Here is a 17,189-nt window from a genome sequence, read left to right as displayed (position 1 = left end):
GGGGTGGGGGCGCACGACGTGGATTCTGTTGACGTGGTGGGCATCGCCACCGATCACTGTGTGCGGGCCACCGCTCTGGACGCCGCCCGCGGCGGGTTCACCACGACGGTGCTGCTGGACCACACCGCGGGCGTCGCTGCGTCCACTGTGGACTCCGCGCTGGCCGAACTGCGCTCGGCCGGGGTCGCCCTGCGCGGGTCGGTCCGCTCAGCGTGAGCAGGACACCGATCCGACCACGAAGTCACCGCTGTGGATCGACGGTCCGCTGGGGAACAGCGTGATGTGCAGCAGGTTGATCTTCAGGGTGCCGGGCACGGACCGGTCCACCTCGTTGACGACGACCTTGGCGATCGGGGTGCTCCCCGGCATTCCGCTGCCCCGGACCCAGACCGTGTAGTTGGGCGGAACGCGTGCCGGGATGCGCACGCCGAACACGCCGCTCACCTGGAAGTTCGACCAGGTCCCCCACCAGCCGGCCTGGCAGGCTACCGAGAAGCCGGAGACATGGATGGTGGGTCCGCCCCACCGGCGCAGGGCATCCAGCCGGAACAGGGTTCCGTTCACCTGGACCGAGGTGGTGCCCCACCAGTCTCTGCTGCAGGTGCTTCTGCCCCACCCGTATCTGACGATGTCCCCGGACTGGGCACCCGGCGTCGAGGCGAACCGGGTCCCGCTGGTGTCGCAGGCGGCAAGCTCGGCGATGGTGACCGGCTGGCCGTCGATCACGCCTTGGGCCTCGCCGATCGAACCCGTGCCACCGGACGCCGGGGGCGGCGGGGGCGGCGGGGGCTGGGCGGCGGAAGCGGGGGCCGCGCCGAACACGGCGGTGGTGGAGACGAGCGCGAGAGCGACGGCGAAACCACGTCGAAACGCCATGATGTAACTCCTTTCAGAGGGATTTCAGGCCGTGCCCACCGAGCCTCCCGCCATGCACCCCGCAATGTCGTCGCGTGCCATCCGATTGGGGATATGTAGACAACCCGTCCGAGCGATTCGGGGGCGCGGTAGCGTCAGGGTGTGCCGAACCAGCGCCTGCCCGAGCTGCCGGAGCTGCTGTCCGTCGCGGTTTCGGCGGTCGGCGGCACCGAGCGTCCCGGCCAGGTGCGGATGGCCGGCGCGGTGGCGGACGCCATCCGGACCGGCAACCACCTGGCCGTGCAGGCGGGAACCGGCACCGGAAAGTCGCTGGCCTATCTGGTGCCGGCGATGCGGTACGCGGTCGAGCAGGAGGCGACCGTGGTGGTGTCCACCGCGACGATCGCGCTGCAGCGCCAGCTCGTCGACCGGGACCTGCCGCGGCTGGCCGAGGCGCTGGCCGGGCCGCTCGGCCGTCCCCCGACCTTCGCCATCCTGAAGGGACGGCGGAACTACCTGTGCCTGCACCGGTTGGACACCGGCGCGCCCGAGGAACCCGAGGACGCCGCGCTGTTCGACCCGTTCGCGGTGTCCCGGCTCGGCCGGGAGGTGAAGCGGCTGCGCGAGTGGGCCGGAACCTCACCGACCGGAGACCGGGACGAGTTGGTGCCCGGAGTGAGCGAGTCGGCCTGGCGGCAGGTTTCGGTGTCGGCGCGGGAATGTCTCGGTGCCGCACGGTGTCCATCCGGGACGGACTGCTTCGCCGAGCGGGCCAGGAACGAGGCCGGCCGGGTGGACATCGTGGTGACCAACCATGCGCTGCTGGCGATCGACGCCCTGCAGGGCTACCAGGTGTTGCCCGACCACGACCTGGTGATCGTGGACGAGGCGCACGACCTGGTGGACCGGGTGACCTCGGTGGCCACCGGGGAGCTGACCCCGGTTGCGGTCGCCGCGGCGGCGCGGCGGTGCGGCCGGCTCATCGACCAGGAGGTGGCCGACCGGCTGGCCGAGGCCGGCGACGGGTTCGCGATCCTGCTCGGAGACCTGCCGGCCGGCCGACTCGACGCGCTGCCGACGGCCTTGGGCGCCGCGCTGGCCGGCATCCGGGACGCGGCACACGCGTGTGTCACCAAGCTGGGCACCGACCGGCCCGGGGACGTCGACCTGGCCACCGCGCGCAAGCTCGCCCTGTCCCTGCTCGAAGAGGTGCACGACACCGCGGTGCGGCTGATCGACGCGTTCGACACCGACGACGCGCGCCGCCGGGACGTGGTCTGGTGCAGCGGCGACACCGGGTCCGGCAGCCCTCGCCCGCCGGCCCTGCGGGTGGCGCCGCTGGCCGTCGCCGGGCTGTTGCGGGATCGGCTGTTCGGCTCCTGCACCACCGTGCTCACCTCGGCGACGCTGACGCTTGGCGGCACCTTCGACGCGATGGCCCGGCAGTGGGGCCTCCCGGTCGAGCAGTCCGTCGGCGTCGCGGCCGCGGGAACCGCGACCGAGAAGGCTCCGCCGGTCGAGGGCGACGACAGTCCGAAGTGGACCGGACTGGACGTGGGTTCCCCGTTCGACCACGAACGCCGCGGGATCCTGTACATGGCCCGTCATCTGCCGCCGCCCGGCCGGGACGGCCTCCCACAGTCCTATCTGGACGAGTTGGCCGAGCTGATCGAGGCCGCAGGCGGACGCACCCTCGGCCTGTTCTCCTCGATGCGCGCGGCCAAGGCGGCCACCGAGGCGCTGCGCAAGCGGCTGACCGTGCCGATCCTGTGCCAGGGCGAGGATTCCACCGCGCTGCTGGTCACCAAGTTCGCCTCGGACCCGGCCACCTGCCTGTTCGGCACCCTGTCCCTCTGGCAGGGCGTCGACGTCCCCGGCTCCTCACTGAGCCTGGTCGTCGTGGACCGGATCCCGTTCCCCCGCCCGGACGACCCGCTCGCCTCCGCCCGCCAGCGCGCCGTGGAAGCCCGCGGCGGCAACGGTTTCATCACCGTCGCCGCCACCCACGCGGCACTGTTGTTGGCTCAGGGCACCGGCCGCCTCCTCCGCTCGACGGAGGATCGCGGCGTCATCGCCATCCTCGACCCCCGCCTCGCCACGGCCCGCTACGGCAACTTCCTGCGCGCCTCCCTCCCCAACTACTGGACCACCACCGACCCGGAGAAGACCCGCGCCGCCCTCCGCCGCCTCAACGCCGCCGGCTAGTTCGCGACAAACCACGGAACGCAACCGCCCGCGCACGCGTCGGTATCGTGAGCGCCATTCAGCGAGGGGAGTCGCGATGTCCGACGGGTTCACCATCGATCTGGACGAAGCCGAACGAGGCTGCCGCAGCTACGACGGGTCGTTGCCCCAGGCGGCCCTGATGCTCCGCGAACCCGTCGCCGACCTGCTCGACCACGCCGGCTGGGATGGCCGGGGCCGCTTCGACGCCGTCGACCGCATGCGGAGCGCCTACCGGCTCCTCTCCGAAGAACTCGGCGACCGCCAGATCCGCGGCTGCGACGTCATGGAGGACACCGCCGAGGCGCTCCGCGAGATCATCGCGGTCTACCGCCGCGTGGACGGCCAGGTCTGAGGAACGACCATGGCCGACTGGCGCACCGACGACGACATCCACCACGCCACCAACACGATGCAGGACTGGTTCCGCGTCATGTGCGAGGAAGAGTGGGACACCCGTTCCGAGGCGGTCGACGCGGCGATCCAACAGGTGCCGAACCACATGAACTGCGTGACCGCACTCGATCCGGCCAAGATCCGCGACGACTACGAGCGGTTGTTCCAGGCTGCCGTGCGGATCGGGGACAACGACCTGGCCGTGGCGAAGATCCGGATCACCGGCACCCATCTGGCCGCCTGGACCGGCGACGCCGCCGACCGGTTCAAGGAACAGCTCACGGTGATGGAGGTGTTCTGCGACAAGCAGCAGACCCTCGTTCTGGAAATGCTGCGCGGCGTCGCCGCCGTCTACACCATCGCGGTGCTGGCCCGGGAAAGCTATTTCTCGATCATCGAGGCCGGCACCGCCGCCGCGATGAACGTGTGCGTGCAGCAGAAGGCCAAGGAGACAGAGGCGAAGATCTCCCTGTACGCCGACGTCATCAAGGACATCCTCGGCATGGACGCCAAGAACCTCAGATCAGGCGTCGCCAACGTGGTCATCGACGTGGGCAAGTACGTCGCCACGACGATGATCGACGACGGGGGTATCGACCAGGTCGCCAACAGCTATCGACACGAAGCCGACCGTTTGTGCCAGTCCCTCGGCCAGGCCCTGGACGCGATCCAAGGAGACTTCGCCAAACAGCATGAAAAGGTCGACAACGAAAAACCCGGACTGTTTGTTCCACTGCCGGCGTACTGCGACGTGGACAGCCCGGATTTCTCCTACGAACGGTTCCGTGACACGGCGCACGATCCCGGACCGATCGGACCGCAGGTCGAGGCCGAGCGGCAGAAATACGTCGAAGAGAAACGGACGAATGATACCGAGATCGGGCGGCGGCTTGACCACCACGGCGACAAAGGAGTGATATGAGCAGGTCGGCGCATTGGCGCCGGTCGGCCCTCGTCGTGGCGGCGTTGATCGCCGCGGCGGCCTGCACCCCGGCGGCACCGCAACCATCTGATCCGACCGGCAGCCCGCCGCCGAGCCGCGCGACGTCGGTCCCGCGCCCGAGCACGCCACTGCCCAGCACCCCGCCGTCCATCACCCGCACGCTGGACGCCACCGCCTACCAGGAAAAGCCCTGTGAGCTGTTCCCCGTAGAGCAGGCCGCTGCCCTGGGCTTCCCCAGACCCGGACGCGACCTACCGGACTACAAGTCGAACGAATGCGGCCTGCTAGGCGACGACCTCTCCAGGCTCACGGTCCGGTACTACTTCGGGGGAAACCAGGTCAACCTCATCTATCGTGGCGAGGCCGAAGCCTGCCTTCGGGCGAAAGAGGGCGGCCGTTGTTGGCCGCGCGAAGAAATCAGGGCCATCACGATCGCAGGCCAGCCTGGGGTGAGCCGCAATGTCGACAATAAGACCGACCATTGTGTTGTCGCGGTAGGGCTGGATGCGCAACAGAGCATCGAGGTCAGACTGCAGATCGATCCTGGCGGCGACGACGCATGCGTCAAGGCGACCGCCATCGCCGAAGTGGTGGTGCGCAAGCTGGGTGGGTGAGCGGCCACCTCCGTCACCACCACTGGGCGAGGACGGTGATGGTGCCGGGGGCGACTTCGGTGAAGCCGGCGTCGCGGACGGCGATGAGGTGGTGGGTGCGCCAGGCGGTGGCGGGGTCGGCGCCGGGGTGCAGGGCGGACCACTGCTTGGGGGTGGGGGTGCGGACGGCGCAGGTGAATTGCGACTCGGCCCAACTGGCGCGGGCGGCGGGCGTGAGCAGGGCGGCGAGCAGCATGGTGGCGTGGCCGACCTGGGCGGCGGCCTTGCCGGCGCTCATCTCGATGGTGGGGTTGAGCCAGAGTACGGGGACTCCGGGCGGGGGCGCGGGGGGAGTGTCGGGTTTCAGTTCGCTGCCGGAGATCTGCAGGCGGGTGACCTCTTTGGGGGTGTCCACGACGCGGCCGGGGACCAGGGCGCGGACCTGAGCACCGTCCACTGTGGACGTGATGCCCGGCAGGTCCTGGACGGCGGCCCAGTGCGCGCCCCGGGCTCGGCGGGTGACCTTGCGGATCCGGCCGGAGACCCAGGCGGCCACCGCCTCGTGCCACTCCCCGTCCGGCTCGGCGCGGGGATCGAGGCAGACCGCGACGGCGGCCGCGGCGGCGGCCTCGAGGAGCGCCGTGCGGGTTGGCGGGTCGGTGCGTTCGATGCGCAGGATGACCGGCATGGCCCGGACCTGGTCGGGGTCCTCGTCGTCGGTGTCCGCGGTCGCGGCGGCCGGTAACCGCAACCAGGTCGCGTACCGGGCGGCCAGCGGATCCAGAACCGCGCTCATTGACGGGGGAAACCCAGGCCGTCGGCGGCGTCGGCGGCCTCTACCTCGGCCCTGGTCACGCCGAGCACGAACAGCACCACGTCCAGGTAGGGATGGGACAGCGCGGTGTCGGCCACCTCGCGCAGCGCCGGCTTGGCGTTGAACGCGACGCCGAGCCCGGCCGTGGTGAGCATGTCGATGTCGTTGGCGCCGTCGCCGATCGCCACGCACTGGGCCAGCGGCACGCTGAACCGTTCGGCGAACCGGCGCAGCGCCGCCGCCTTGCCCGCCCGGTCCACGACCTCGCCGGTCACCTGCCCGGTGATCCGGCCGTCCACGATCTCCAACTCGTTGGCGGCGCTGAAGTCCAGGCCGAGCTCGTCGACCAGCCGGTCGATCACCCGGGTGAACCCGCCGGACACCACGCCGCACCGGAAACCGAGCCGCTTGAGCGTGCGGATCGTGGTCCGGGCGCCCGGGGTCAGGGTCAGCGCCTCGGCCACCTCGTCCAGCACCGCCTCCGGCGCGCCCTCGAGCAGCGCCACCCGGCGGCGCAGCGCCTCGGTGAAGTCCACCTCGCCGCGCATGGCCGCCTCGGTGATCTCGCGGACCTGGTCCTCGCAGCCCACCTTGGCGGCCAGCATCTCGATCACCTCACCCTGGATCAGGGTGGAGTCCACGTCGAAGACCACCAGGCGCTTGGCCCGCCGGGTCAGGCCCTCCCGCTCGACCGCGATGTCCAGCCCGACCCGGACGGACACCTCGGCCAGCGCCGAGCGCAGGTCCGCATCACCCGTCTGGGTGTCCTGGGAGACCGAGACCCGCAGCTCAAGGCCGGTCACCGGATAGTCGGCCACCCTCCTGATGGCGTCGATGTTCGCGCCGAGCGCGGCGAGCCGCCTGGCCACCTCGGTGAACGCCTTGGCGGTCACCGGGCGGCCGAGCACGATCAGCACGTGGCTGGATCCGACCCGGGCCGGGGAGACCGGATCGACCCCCACCTCGACGTCGACGCTCATCGCCACGGTCGCCATGGCCTGCTCGACGGTCTCCTGCAGCCCCTCGGGGTCGCGCTCGGCGTCCACCAGCACACCGAGGACCAGCTGGCCGCGGATCACCACCTGCTCGACGTCGATGATGTCGACCCCGTGCCGGGTGAGCACCGCGAACAGCACCGAGGTGACACCCGGCTTGTCCGGGCCGGTGACCGTGATCAGGACGGGTGTGCTGTTCGGAGCTGAGCGAGCTACCACTGTCCTGCGGCCCCCGGTTCAGTTCGGCTTCGACGGATCACCCTTGCTGATCTCGGGCGGGTTCACCGCACCGGCGAGGGCTTCGGACGGCGCCGGTTTGTTGTGCTTGCCCGAGAACGGACCGGTGTACTTGTCCTCCTCCCAGCGCTCGACCATGTGCGGGTAGTGCAGGTCGAACGCCGGCCGCTCGGAGCGGATCCGGGGCAGTTCCTTGAAGTTGTGCCGCGGCGGCGGGGTCGGCGTCGCCCATTCCAGGGACGCGCCGTAACCCCACGGATCGTCCGCGTCGGTGGTCTCGCCGTACCGGTAGCTCTTGAACACGTTGTAGATGAACGGAAGCGTGGACGCGCCGAGGATGTACGCGCCGATCGTGGAGATCGTGTTCAGCGTGGTGAAACCGTCCCCGGGCAGATAGTCGATGTAGCGCCGCGGCATGCCCTCGTTGCCGACCCAGTGCTGAATCAGGAACGTGCCGTGGAACCCGATGAACGTGGTCCAGAAGTGGAACTTGGCCAGCCGCTCGTCCAGGAACCGGCCGGTGAACTTCGGGAACCAGAAGTAGATGCCGGCGAACGTAGCGAACACGATCGTGCCGTACAGCACGTAGTGGAAATGCGCCACCACGAAGTAGGTGTCCGCGACGTGGAAGTCCAGCGGGGGCGCGGCGAGGATGATTCCGGTCAGACCGCCGAACAGGAAGGTGACCAGGAAGCCGACGCTGAACAGCATCGGGCTCTCGAAGGTCAGCGAGCCCTTCCACATCGTGCCGATCCAGTTGAAGAACTTCACGCCGGTCGGGATCGCGATCAGGAAGGTCATCAGCGAGAAGAACGGCAACAGCACGGCGCCGGTGGCGTACATGTGGTGCGCCCACACGGCGACCGACAGCGCCGCGATGGCCAGCGTCGCGTAGACCAGGCCGCGGTAGCCGAACAGCGGCTTGCGGCTGAACACCGGGAAGATCTCCGACACGATGCCGAAGAACGGCAGCGCGACGATGTAGACCTCGGGATGGCCGAAGAACCAGAACAGGTGCTGCCAGAGGATCACGCCACCGTTCGCCGGGTCGAACACGTGCGCGCCGAACTGCCGGTCGGCCAGCAGGGCGAGCAGGGCGGCGGCCAGGATCGGGAAGGCGATCAGCACCAGGATGCTGGTGATCATGATGTTCCAGGTGAAGATCGGCATCCGGAACATCGTCATGCCGGGGGCGCGCAGGCAGACCACGGTGGTCAGCATGTTCACGCCGCCGAGGATGGTGCCAAGACCGCTCAACACCAGGCCGACGATCCACAGGTCGGCACCGACGCCCGGCGAGTGGATCTTGTCGGACAGCGGGGTGTAGGCGAACCAGCCGAAGTCGGCGGCGCCGCCCGGGGTCAGGAACCCGGCCATCACGATCGTGCCGCCGAACGCGAACAGCCAGAAGGCCAGCGCGTTGAGCCGCGGGAAGGCCACGTCCGGGGCGCCGATCTGGATCGGCAGCACCAGGTTGGCGAACCCGAACAGGATCGGCGTCGCGTAGAGCAGCAGCATGATCGTGCCGTGCATCGTGAACAGCTGGTTGTACTGCTCCGGCGAGAGGAACTGCTGCCCGGGCCTGGCCAGTTCGGACCGCATCAGCATCGCCATCGCGCCGCCGACCATGAAGAAGACGAACGACGTGACGGTGTACATGATCCCGATCCGCTTGGGATCGGTGGTCCAGAACAGGGAGAGCAGGGATGAACCCTTGACCGTCTGCCGCGCCTCGTACGGGCGCGTGGCGATCGGCTTCGGGGCTACTGCCGTCACTCCTGCCTCCTGATGATCTACGGCCGTGACTCGTAGGGATCGTAGCCGGCACAGCAGGAGCGGCCGCGGCTGGGCCGGCGCGGCGCGGGTCACACTTTACGCTGGTTCCCAGCAGGTCACGACCGGTGGGCGGCGGGTCAGCCGGGCAGCACGGCGTACTGCCGCAGGCACAGGTCCGGGTAGGTGACCGGGCCGCGCGGGCCGGGCACCTTGTCGATGTTGATCCCGGTCTCCGGCACGCCGAGCAGCTTGAAGCCGTCCAGCAGTCGGGTCGAGGCGTTCCAGAAGACGCCGGTGCCGGTGTAGCCGGCCAGGAACTCCTCGGCGGCTGCCGGGTCCTCGGTGACGATCGTGGCGGCCAGTCCCGAGGTCTCCTCGTTGGCCACCCGCGCGGCGTCGGCGACCCCGGTGACCGGGGCGATGGTCACGGTGGCCTCCCGCTCGGCGTCCAGCGCCCACTCGTAGCCGACGGCGTGGTCGTGCGGCGGCAGCGAGGGACGGACCCCCAGTTCACGCAGGGTGTCCAGGATCGCCGGCAGCACCGCGTCGTAACGGTCGGCGTGGATGAGCAGCAGGTTGAGCCGGTTACACACGCCGAGCCGGTCCAGGCCGCGTTCGACCAGGTCGCGGGTCCGCTCCGGGTCGGCCGCCACGTCCACGTACAGCACTCCCCCGCCGTCGGCGTGCGCCAGCGTGCGCACCCCGTGCCGGGCGGCGAGCTGACCCAGCTCGCGGGTGGACTCCCCGCTGCCCCGCAGGATGACCAGCGGAACCAGGTGCGGCAGGGTCACCAGGGCAGCGGCCGCGGCCCGGTCGGCGCTGGGCACCAGCTGGATGACGTCCGGATCGATGGCCACGTCGGCCAGCGCCGGGGCGACCACCTCGCGCACCAGCACGGTGGCCGAGCGCAGCGCCGCCGAGCCGGTCCGCAGCACCCCGGCGTTGCGCGACTTGACCAGTTGGGAGGCCACGTCCACGGTCACGTTCGGGCGCGCCTCGTAGTTCGCCCCGATCACGCCGACCGGACGGCGGCGCTCGACCAGGCGCAGGCCGCCGGGCAGCGTGCCCAGCTGCACCGAGCGCGCCGGGTGCGGGGCGCCGGCCAGCAGCCGCAGCTGCTCGGCCATGGCCAGCAGCCGCTCCTCGGTGATCCGCAGCCGGTCCAGCAGCCCGGCGCTCATCCCGCCGGCCTCGGCGGCGGCCACGTCCTCGGCGTTCGCGGCGAGCACGGCGGCCCGGGCGGCGGACAGCCGCGCGGCCATCTCGCCGAGTGCGGCGTCCACCGCCTCGTCGGTGGCGCCGGCCAGCGCCGGGGCGGCCTGCTTGGCGGCGGCCGCGCAGCTCGCGACGGCCTGTGCGGTGGTCTCGTCCAGCTTGGGGTCGCCCAGCACAGCGCTCATGTCCGAAAAGTGTGCCGCATCAGGCGAGCAGCCAGCCGCCGGCCAGCACCAGCGCACCGAGGCCGATCAGACCGAACGAACCGACCCAGAGGAAGCCGGGCGTGCCGGTCAGCCGACCGAGCTGGTCGGCGTCGGAGTCGTAGGCGCGGCCCCGGCGGCGGATCCGCTGCAGCTCGCCGACCGGCCGGATCCCGCCGAACAGCAGGAACCAGGTGATCACCTGGGCGAACGCGTCCTGCACCTCGGCCGGCGCCAACCAGGACACGCCGATCAGCACGGCGCCGGTGAGCAACACGGACACCACGCCGTAGGCGTTGCGCACCATGACGAGCACCCCGGCCAGCAGGACCGTGCTGAGCACCAGTGGTGCGCTCGGGTGTCCGGTCGCCAGCAGCCCGGCGTAGAGCAGGCCGAGGAGCGAGGGCGCCGGATAGCCGGCCAGCGCCGTGCACACCATGCCCGCGCCGTACGGGCGGCCCCGCGACAGGGTGAGCCCGGAGGTGTCCGAGTGCAGCCGGATCCCGCGCAGCCGCCGGCCGGCCAGCAGCGCGGTGAGCGCGTGGCCGGCCTCGTGCACGATCGTGATCACGTTGCGGGTGAGCCGCCACGGGCCGGGCAGCAGCACGACGAGCAGCGCCGCACCGGCGGCGATCAGGGCCACGGTGTCCGGACGCACGCCGAACAGATCACCATACGAGCGGTCGGATCGGTGTGATGATGTCGCACGTGGACCACTACGAGGAGATCCGGTACGCGGTGGACGGGGCGGTCGCGACCGTCTCGCTGAACCGGCCGGCGGCGCGCAACGGATACACCATGCGGATGGCCGACGAACTGGCCGACGCGTTCGGCCGGGCCGATCTCGACGACGGCGTGCGGGTGGTGGTGTTCACCGGGGAGGGGCCGGACTTCTGCGTCGGCGCGGACCTGTCCGGGGGCTCGCTCGGGGCCCCGACGCCGGACGCGGACTGGGACGAGCCGGCCGGCCGGTGCTCGATGCGCATCTTCGCGATGAACAAGCCGGTGATCGCGGCGATCCGGGGCGCGGCGGTCGGCGCCGGCTCGACGATCATCCTGCCGGCCGACTTCCGGTTGGCGGCTGCCGATGCGCGGTTCGGCTTCGTGTTCAGCCGCCGCGGGTTCTACCCGGAGGGCGCGTCGACGTGGTTCCTCCCCCGGCTGGTCGGCCTGGGGCGTTCCCTGGACTGGATGATCAGCGGCCGGGTGTTCGGCGCCGAGGAGGCCCTGGCCGCCGGGCTGGTCGGCGAGCTGCACCCGGCCGACGAGGTGCTGCCGCGGGCCTACGAGCTGGCCGCGGAGCTGGCCCGGCGCACCGCCCCGGTCCCGGTGGCCGTGATCCGGCACCTGCTGTTCCGGATGAGCCCGCTCGACTCACCGTTTCCGGTGCAGCGCCTGGACTCCCGACTGATCGCCGGCCTGGCGCAGAGCCCCGACGCGGTCGAGGGCGTGCTGTCCTTCCTGCAGAAGCGGGATCCCGTGTGGACGGAGACGGTGAGCCGCAACCTCCCGGACTACCTGCCGTGGAACGCGACCTGACGGTGCCGCGACCAGCGACTCGGGTGCCCGCACTCGGCAACTCGCCGAAAGCGCCGGGCGCCGCAGGCACCCGGCGCTTTCGGCACCGTTGCTACGAGGAGAGATCGATGGTGTCGCCGGCGGGGGTGGCGGTGTAGAGCTCGTCGATCTCGTGCTGGTACTTCTCGGCGATCGGCCTGCGGCGGAGCTTGAGGGTGGGGGTGAGCTCGTCGCCGCCGGGTTCCCAGACGGCGGGCAGGATCCGGAACCGCTTGATCTGCTCGGCCCGGGAGAGCTTCTCGTTGCCGGCCCGGACACCGGCGGTGACGGCGTCGCGGATGGTGGGGTGCGCGGCGAGGGCGGCCGGCGACGTCTCCGTCACGCCGTTCGCGGCGGCGAGGGCCGCGGCGGCGTCGGGGTCGAGGACGACAAGGGCGGAGATGTACGGGCGGGCGTCGCCGATCGCCACGACGGGGCCGAGGACGGAGCAGGACGCCTTGATGGTGTTCTCGATGTTGGCCGGCGACATGTTCTTGCCGGCCTCGTTGATGATCAGTTCCTTCTTCCGGTCCACGATCGTGACGTAGCCCTCGTCGTCGATCTTGGCGATGTCCCCGGTGTGCAGCCAGCCGTCGGCGTCGATGGTCTCGGCGGTCTTCTCCGGATCGTTGCGGTAGCCGCGCATGAGGGTCAGCCCGCGGGCGAGCAGCTCGCCGTCCTCGGCCAGCTTCACCTCGACCCCGGGCACCGCCTGGCCGACCGTGCCGATCTTCACGTTGTTCGGCGAGGTGCACGTCGACATGCCGCTGGTCTCGGACATGCCCCACACCTCGTACACCGGGATTCCCAGGCCCCAGAAGTACTCCAGCGTCTCGGCCGAGATCGGCGCCGCCCCGGACGCGCAGATCTGCGCCCGGTCCAGCCCGAGCTTGGCCCGCAGCTTGGACAGCACCAGCGCGTCGGCGATCTTGTGCTGCATCGCCAGCACCGCCGGGATCGGCTTGTTGGCCAGCGAGTACCGGGCCGCCCGCACACCGACGCCGATCGCCCAGTTGGCGATGTTCCGCTTGGCCGCCTTGGGCTCAGCGGCCAGGCCCGCGTCGATCGCGGACTTGAACTTCTCCCACACCCGGGGCACGCCGAAGAACAGGTGCGGCCGCACGTCGGGCAGGGCAGCGGCCATCTTGCGCGGGTCGTCCACCGACGTGGTCTCCGAGCCGAACAGCATCATCGAGTAGTGCGAGGTGACCCGGTCGGCGATGTGCGCGGCCGGCAGGTAGGACAGCACCCGCCAGCCCTTCTCGACCCGGAACAGGTCGACCGTGGTCGCCTCGACGGTGATGTTGGCGTGGGTCAGCTCCACGCCCTTGGGCGGTCCGGTGGTGCCCGAGGTGTAGATGATCGTGGCCAGGTCCTCCGGCCCGACCGCGCGCCAGGCCGCGTCGAAGTCGAAGTCGGCGTCGCCGCCGGCCTCCAGCTCCTCGAGCGAGATCGCGCCCTCGGCCGGGCCGTCCACGCAGACGATGTGTTCTATGTCACCCGCCACCTCGGCGATCCGCGGCAGGAACACCTTCTCGGTGAACACGACCTTGTTGCCGGCGTTGCCGAACAGGTAGGCGATCTGCTCCGGGGCCGAGGTGTTGTACACCGAGAACGGCGCCGCCCCGAGGTGCAGCGCCGCGGTGTCGCACAGGTGGAACTCCGGCCGGTTGGTCATCATCAGCGCGACGGTGTCGCCCTTCGACACGCCGCGGGCGGCCAGCCCGGCGGCGATCGCCCGGACCCGCTCGCCGTACTCCCGCCAGGTGACGGTCACCGCGTCACCGGGTGTCCGCAGTGCCACCGCGTCTGGCATCTCGGCTACCCGCGCCTGAAACGCCTCGCACAAGCTGCTGCTGATGTTGGCTGCCAATGGCTCGCTCATGTGCCCCACTCCGACCGCGCTGAAGGTTGCCGAGAGCGTAAAGCCATCTTTAGGTGCCGTCTAGAAGCCTGCGGCCGCCGGCAGCGGGTCGGGCCGGTGCAACCGGCGGAAGTTGCGGTGCAGGTAGACCAGGGGCTCACCGGGACCGGTGCGCACTCTGCGTACCTCGCCGAGCAACATGATGTGATCGCCGGCCGGCACCACACTGGTGGTGCGGCACTCCATCCGCACCGAGACGTCGCACAGCAGCGGGACGTCCTCGAAGCCGCGCTCCACCGCGATGCCCTCGAAGTCGTCCGCGGCGCTGCCGGCGAACCGGCGGGCCAGGTCTTCCTGGCCGTCGCGCAGCACGTTCACCGCGAACATGTCGGCCGCGGCGAACGCCGGCCGGCAGCGGTGCTGGCGGTCCAGGCACACCGAGATCAGCGGCGGGCGGACCGACACCGGGCTGAACGAGTCGGCGGTGCAGCCCCACCACCAGCCGCCCTGGTCCGCCGTGGTGATCACGGCGATCCCGGTCGGCCACCGGGCCATGGCGTCACGCACCGAACTCGGGTACACGGTCGCCGAGTTGATCATGATGCCACGACCGTCCGGTCCGGCACGGGGAACGGCGGGTGCTCGCCCGGCAACCGGTAGCAGTGGCTCGCGCCGTGCCGTTCGATCTCGCCGGCCAGCACGCCCGGATCCTGGCTGCCGCAGAACACCTGCGTGGCGCCGGTCCAGACGGCCGCGTTCAGGTGACCCTGCTGGAAGCTGGGCAGCGCGTTGAGCGTCACCGCCCGGTCGGAGAGCCCGTGCGCGGCGCCGGTGCGGACGGCGTCGAGCTTCAGCTCGTGGTGCCTGCGCCCGGCGGCCTTGGCGTAACCGCACCGCCCGGCGCCGAACACGATCGCGCCGACCTCGTTCTCGTCCCGGTCCCGCGGCTCGACCAGCAGGCCGCGGTCGCACAGCTCGGCGCAGACCGGCACACCCGGCCGGATGTCCGCGCCGTCCAGCAGCAGCACGTGCTCCAGCCCGGGGGCGGCGGTCAGCACCGGACGCGCCCGGTCGTGCATCGCGCCGGTCAGCACCACGGCCCGGGCCGCGACCGAGACCAGCAGCCGGTCGAGCACCGCGGCGTCGAGTTGCGGATGCACCGGCGCGACGACGTTTCCGCTGCGCACCACGGCGTAGTAGGCCACCGCGAACTCCACGCCGGGCTGCGCGGACACCGCGACGACCGAGCCGTCACCACCGATCAGCGTGCGGATTCCGGCCGCCAGCCGGGAGATCCGGTGGTCCAGTTCGGCGAAGGTGACCGGGCCGGCGTCGCCGAGCAGCGCGGTGCGGTCCGGCCAGGCGGCCGCGGCCAACATCGGCAGCACGTCGACCGATCCGACCGGCACCTGCCGGTGTTCGGGTTCCGGCACCGGTAACCGAGTTACGGTCGTACTCACGTCCAACACCCCCTGGAACAACTAGCGTTGCGGCCCGCTCGCCCAGACCGGCCGGCGTGCCTCGGCAAACGCCTTCGCCCGGCCGAGCGTGCCAAGGCTGAACGCCCGCAGCACCTCGCGCACCGCCACCCGGGCGTCCTGCGTGGCGCCGAACTCGGCGCCGAGCGGGCCGGTCATCGCCTCCCGCCGCAGCAGCACGGTGTGCTGGGCGGTGACCCGGACCCCGGTCGGCAGCCCGCGCACCACGAAGACACCGGTGTGCGCGCGCATGATCGCCGGGGGCCTGGTCTGCTTGTAGACGATGTGGGTCTCCGGGAAGCACACCCGGACCGTGGCGGTCGAGTGCACGGCGCCGTCGGGCGTCCGGATGTCGGTCTCGAGATGCTGGATGCCGAAGACCTCCTCGGCAAGCAGCACGCGGTCGACGTGCGCCAACCGCTGCGGGTAGTCCTCGGCGCGGGCCAGAAAGTCGTACACGTCACGGGCATCGCCATCGATGTCCACGCTGTCCTCGCAGGACAGCCAGAGCGCATCGAGCTCGGTGTCGAGCTCGGCGGTCTCCCGCAGCGCCGCGAGCATCGCGCGGCTGTTGCGGTCGATCGCCGCGGCCAGCCACTCCGCGTCCGCCGGGTTGTCGTCGACGACGCGGTAGTAGTGGTCGAGGGTGACCAGTGCGCCGTTTCCCTTCGGCAGCACCAGCCACAGTCCACCCATGGAGGCCACCGGGTCCGGTGTGCCCTCCTGCCGGAAACGCACCTGCGTGCGCACCGGGTTGAGCTCGCGGTGGGAGACGTAGCTGTGCACGTCGCCACCGACCAGCTCCCAGACCCGGACCCGTTCGCCGGATCCGGCATACCCCAGGTGTTCCACCGAGACCGTCGGATCGAAGATCTGCGGCCACCGGTTGACATCCGCGATGAGCTGGTAGACCCGTTTCGGTTGGGCGGCAACGCGAATCGTGTGCCGCGCGGTGCGGATCATCAACTCTGCCATGATCGCTCCCTCCACTCGGCGAGCGCATCGGCTACCTGTGATTTTCCCCACCCGCCCTGGAGGAACTCTCGAGTTGCGGTGGGGTTTCCGTTGATCAACACCGGGCGACCCCGATTGCGCCGGATTTCAGCGAAGCTCGAGCGTCGGTGCACCGGCCGGCCGCATGCTGCGGTTGGAGGGATCAGCCATGGACAGGCCAGTTCGCCGGCGCCGGACCACAGTGCTGACCGTTGACGCCGGCCCCGGGCACCGGGTGCCCGCCCGCTTCTACACGCTCGTCGTCGGTGACCGCACGGCCGAAGCCGTGCACGCCGAACTGCTCGTGCCGGACGGCGCCGAGCTGCGCCCGGCACACCGCGAACCACCCGATCTCGACCAGGCCGCCTGACGGCTCAGCCGACCGTCCAGGTGTCCTTGCCGTGCAACAGGGCGCGCAGGTCGGCCGGGCGCGCCGCACGGGCCCGCGCGACCTGGTCCCGGACGTGGTCGTCGTAGGTCGGCCGGGTCACGTCCCGGAAGATCCCGGTGACCGTGTGCGAAAGGTCCTGTGTGGACAGTCGGGACAGGGCGAAGGCGTAGCTGGGATCGTCCAAGGTGGCGTCGTGCTTGATCACGGCGTCGTCGCCGACGTCCTCGATCCGGGCCACGCCGAGCGACCCGAACCCGGAGTGCACCACGCCGTACTCACCGTCCGGGCCGAACCGGATCGGCTGGCCGTGGCTGAGCGGGATCAGCCGTCGTTCCTTCTCGCCGGCCTCCTTGAGCACGTCGAACGCGCCGTCGTTGAAGATCGGGCAGTTCTGGTAGATCTCGATGAACGCGCTGCCCCGGTGCTGCGCGGCGGCGGTGAGGATCTCGGTGAGCTGCGCCCGGTCCGAGTCCATGGTGCGGGCCACGAACGTGGCCTCGGCGCCCAGCGCGAGGGAGATCGGGTTGAACGGGTGGTCCAGTGAGCCCATCGGGGTGGACTTGGTGACCTTGCCCTCCTCGGAGGTGGGCGAGTACTGGCCCTTGGTCAGGCCGTAGATCCGGTTGTTGAACAGCAGGATCTTGAGGTTGACGTTG

Annotated in this window: 18 protein-coding genes; 7 read left to right on the top strand and 11 right to left on the bottom strand. The window is 70.7% G+C overall.

Annotation, left to right across the window (positions count from 1 at the left end):
• Nucleotides 1–216 (top strand): isochorismatase family protein (locus tag VFV67_RS02340; RefSeq protein ID WP_326466824.1); only part of this gene is annotated, 216 nt, incomplete at its 5' end.
• Here VFV67_RS02340 and VFV67_RS02335 read toward each other — a convergent pair.
• The gene (locus VFV67_RS02335; protein ID WP_326466822.1) at nt 208–876 is read right to left on the bottom strand and encodes a choice-of-anchor P family protein; all 669 of its coding nucleotides are present in this window, start codon (nt 874–876) and stop codon (nt 208–210) included. The genes VFV67_RS02340 and VFV67_RS02335 overlap by 9 nt on opposite strands.
• A 141-nt stretch (nt 877–1,017) precedes the next feature.
• On the opposite strand from VFV67_RS02335, the gene VFV67_RS02330 reads away from it, so the two are divergent.
• The 4 genes from VFV67_RS02330 (at nt 1,018) to VFV67_RS02315 (ending at nt 5,031) form a co-directional block, all read left to right on the top strand.
• Complete coding sequence (locus tag VFV67_RS02330) at nt 1,018–3,060, top strand: ATP-dependent DNA helicase (protein WP_326466820.1); 2,043 nt, start codon at nt 1,018–1,020, stop codon at nt 3,058–3,060.
• A gap of 76 nt (nt 3,061–3,136) precedes the next feature.
• Nucleotides 3,137–3,433, top strand: coding sequence for a hypothetical protein (locus tag VFV67_RS02325; RefSeq protein WP_326466818.1), 297 nt, complete (start codon nt 3,137–3,139; stop codon nt 3,431–3,433).
• 9 nt (nt 3,434–3,442) lie between these two features.
• The gene (locus VFV67_RS02320; protein WP_326466816.1) at nt 3,443–4,396 is read left to right on the top strand and encodes a hypothetical protein; all 954 of its coding nucleotides are present in this window, start codon (nt 3,443–3,445) and stop codon (nt 4,394–4,396) included.
• The gene (locus VFV67_RS02315; protein ID WP_326466814.1) at nt 4,393–5,031 is read left to right on the top strand and encodes a DUF3558 domain-containing protein; all 639 of its coding nucleotides are present in this window, start codon (nt 4,393–4,395) and stop codon (nt 5,029–5,031) included. Before VFV67_RS02320 ends, VFV67_RS02315 begins: the two co-directional genes overlap by 4 nt.
• 13 nt (nt 5,032–5,044) lie before the next feature.
• Here VFV67_RS02315 and VFV67_RS02310 read toward each other — a convergent pair whose 3' ends face one another.
• The 5 genes from VFV67_RS02310 to VFV67_RS02290 all read right to left on the bottom strand — a co-directional run bounded on the left by VFV67_RS02310 (nt 5,045) and on the right by VFV67_RS02290 (nt 10,908).
• Nucleotides 5,045–5,806, bottom strand: a complete 762-nt coding sequence (locus VFV67_RS02310) for a peptidyl-tRNA hydrolase (RefSeq protein WP_326466812.1) — start codon at nt 5,804–5,806, stop codon at nt 5,045–5,047.
• A complete protein-coding gene (serB, locus tag VFV67_RS02305; protein ID WP_326466811.1) occupies nt 5,803–7,038 on the bottom strand; it encodes a phosphoserine phosphatase SerB in 1,236 nt (411 codons plus the stop codon). The genes VFV67_RS02310 and serB overlap by 4 nt, the downstream gene beginning before the upstream one ends.
• Before the next feature lie 18 nt (nt 7,039–7,056).
• Nucleotides 7,057–8,832: a cytochrome c oxidase subunit I gene (gene ctaD / locus VFV67_RS02300; RefSeq protein WP_326466809.1), complete on the bottom strand. Its 1,776-nt coding sequence runs from the start codon at nt 8,830–8,832 to the stop codon at nt 7,057–7,059.
• 137 nt (nt 8,833–8,969) lie between these two features.
• Nucleotides 8,970–10,205 carry an aldehyde dehydrogenase family protein gene (locus tag VFV67_RS02295; protein ID WP_326466826.1) on the bottom strand — a complete coding sequence of 412 codons (1,236 nt, stop codon included), beginning with the start codon at nt 10,203–10,205 and terminating at the stop codon, nt 8,970–8,972.
• Between the two features lie 46 nt (nt 10,206–10,251).
• Complete coding sequence (locus VFV67_RS02290) at nt 10,252–10,908, bottom strand: M50 family metallopeptidase (protein WP_326466807.1); 657 nt, start codon at nt 10,906–10,908, stop codon at nt 10,252–10,254.
• Nucleotides 10,909–10,958: 50 nt separating this feature from the next.
• Between VFV67_RS02290 and VFV67_RS02285 the strand changes: the two genes are divergently transcribed.
• Nucleotides 10,959–11,789 (top strand): enoyl-CoA hydratase-related protein, encoded by an 831-nt coding sequence (locus VFV67_RS02285; protein ID WP_414636155.1) that lies wholly within the window; start codon nt 10,959–10,961, stop codon nt 11,787–11,789.
• Nucleotides 11,790–11,880: 91 nt separating this feature from the next.
• On the opposite strand, the gene VFV67_RS02280 is transcribed toward VFV67_RS02285, so the two are convergent.
• Genes VFV67_RS02280 through VFV67_RS02265 form a run of 4 tightly spaced genes read right to left on the bottom strand, consistent with a single transcriptional unit; the run spans nt 11,881 to nt 16,124 of the window.
• A complete protein-coding gene (locus VFV67_RS02280; protein ID WP_326466805.1) occupies nt 11,881–13,692 on the bottom strand; it encodes a long-chain fatty acid--CoA ligase in 1,812 nt (603 codons plus the stop codon).
• 60 nt (nt 13,693–13,752) lie between these two features.
• Nucleotides 13,753–14,271: a flavin reductase family protein gene (locus VFV67_RS02275; protein WP_326466804.1), complete on the bottom strand. Its 519-nt coding sequence runs from the start codon at nt 14,269–14,271 to the stop codon at nt 13,753–13,755.
• Nucleotides 14,268–15,131: a class I adenylate-forming enzyme family protein gene (locus VFV67_RS02270; protein WP_326466803.1), complete on the bottom strand. Its 864-nt coding sequence runs from the start codon at nt 15,129–15,131 to the stop codon at nt 14,268–14,270. The genes VFV67_RS02275 and VFV67_RS02270 overlap by 4 nt, the downstream gene beginning before the upstream one ends.
• A 21-nt stretch (nt 15,132–15,152) precedes the next feature.
• Entirely contained in the window at nt 15,153–16,124 is a 972-nt protein-coding gene (locus VFV67_RS02265; RefSeq protein ID WP_326466802.1) for an aromatase/cyclase, read from the bottom strand.
• 187 nt (nt 16,125–16,311) lie between these two features.
• On the opposite strand from VFV67_RS02265, the gene VFV67_RS02260 reads away from it, so the two are divergent.
• Entirely contained in the window at nt 16,312–16,512 is a 201-nt protein-coding gene (locus VFV67_RS02260) for a hypothetical protein (RefSeq protein ID WP_326466801.1), read from the top strand.
• A gap of 4 nt (nt 16,513–16,516) precedes the next feature.
• Here the strand turns inward: VFV67_RS02260 and VFV67_RS02255 are convergent.
• A partial coding sequence (locus VFV67_RS02255; protein WP_326466799.1) for a thiamine pyrophosphate-dependent enzyme occupies nt 16,517–17,189 on the bottom strand: 673 nt, incomplete at its 5' end.

The organism is Actinophytocola sp., assembly GCF_035762905.1.
GTDB lineage: Bacteria > Actinomycetota > Actinomycetes > Mycobacteriales > Pseudonocardiaceae > DASYTH01.
The sequence above is the reverse complement of the archived record's forward strand: the minus strand, read 5'-3'. Positions and strand labels throughout refer to the sequence as shown.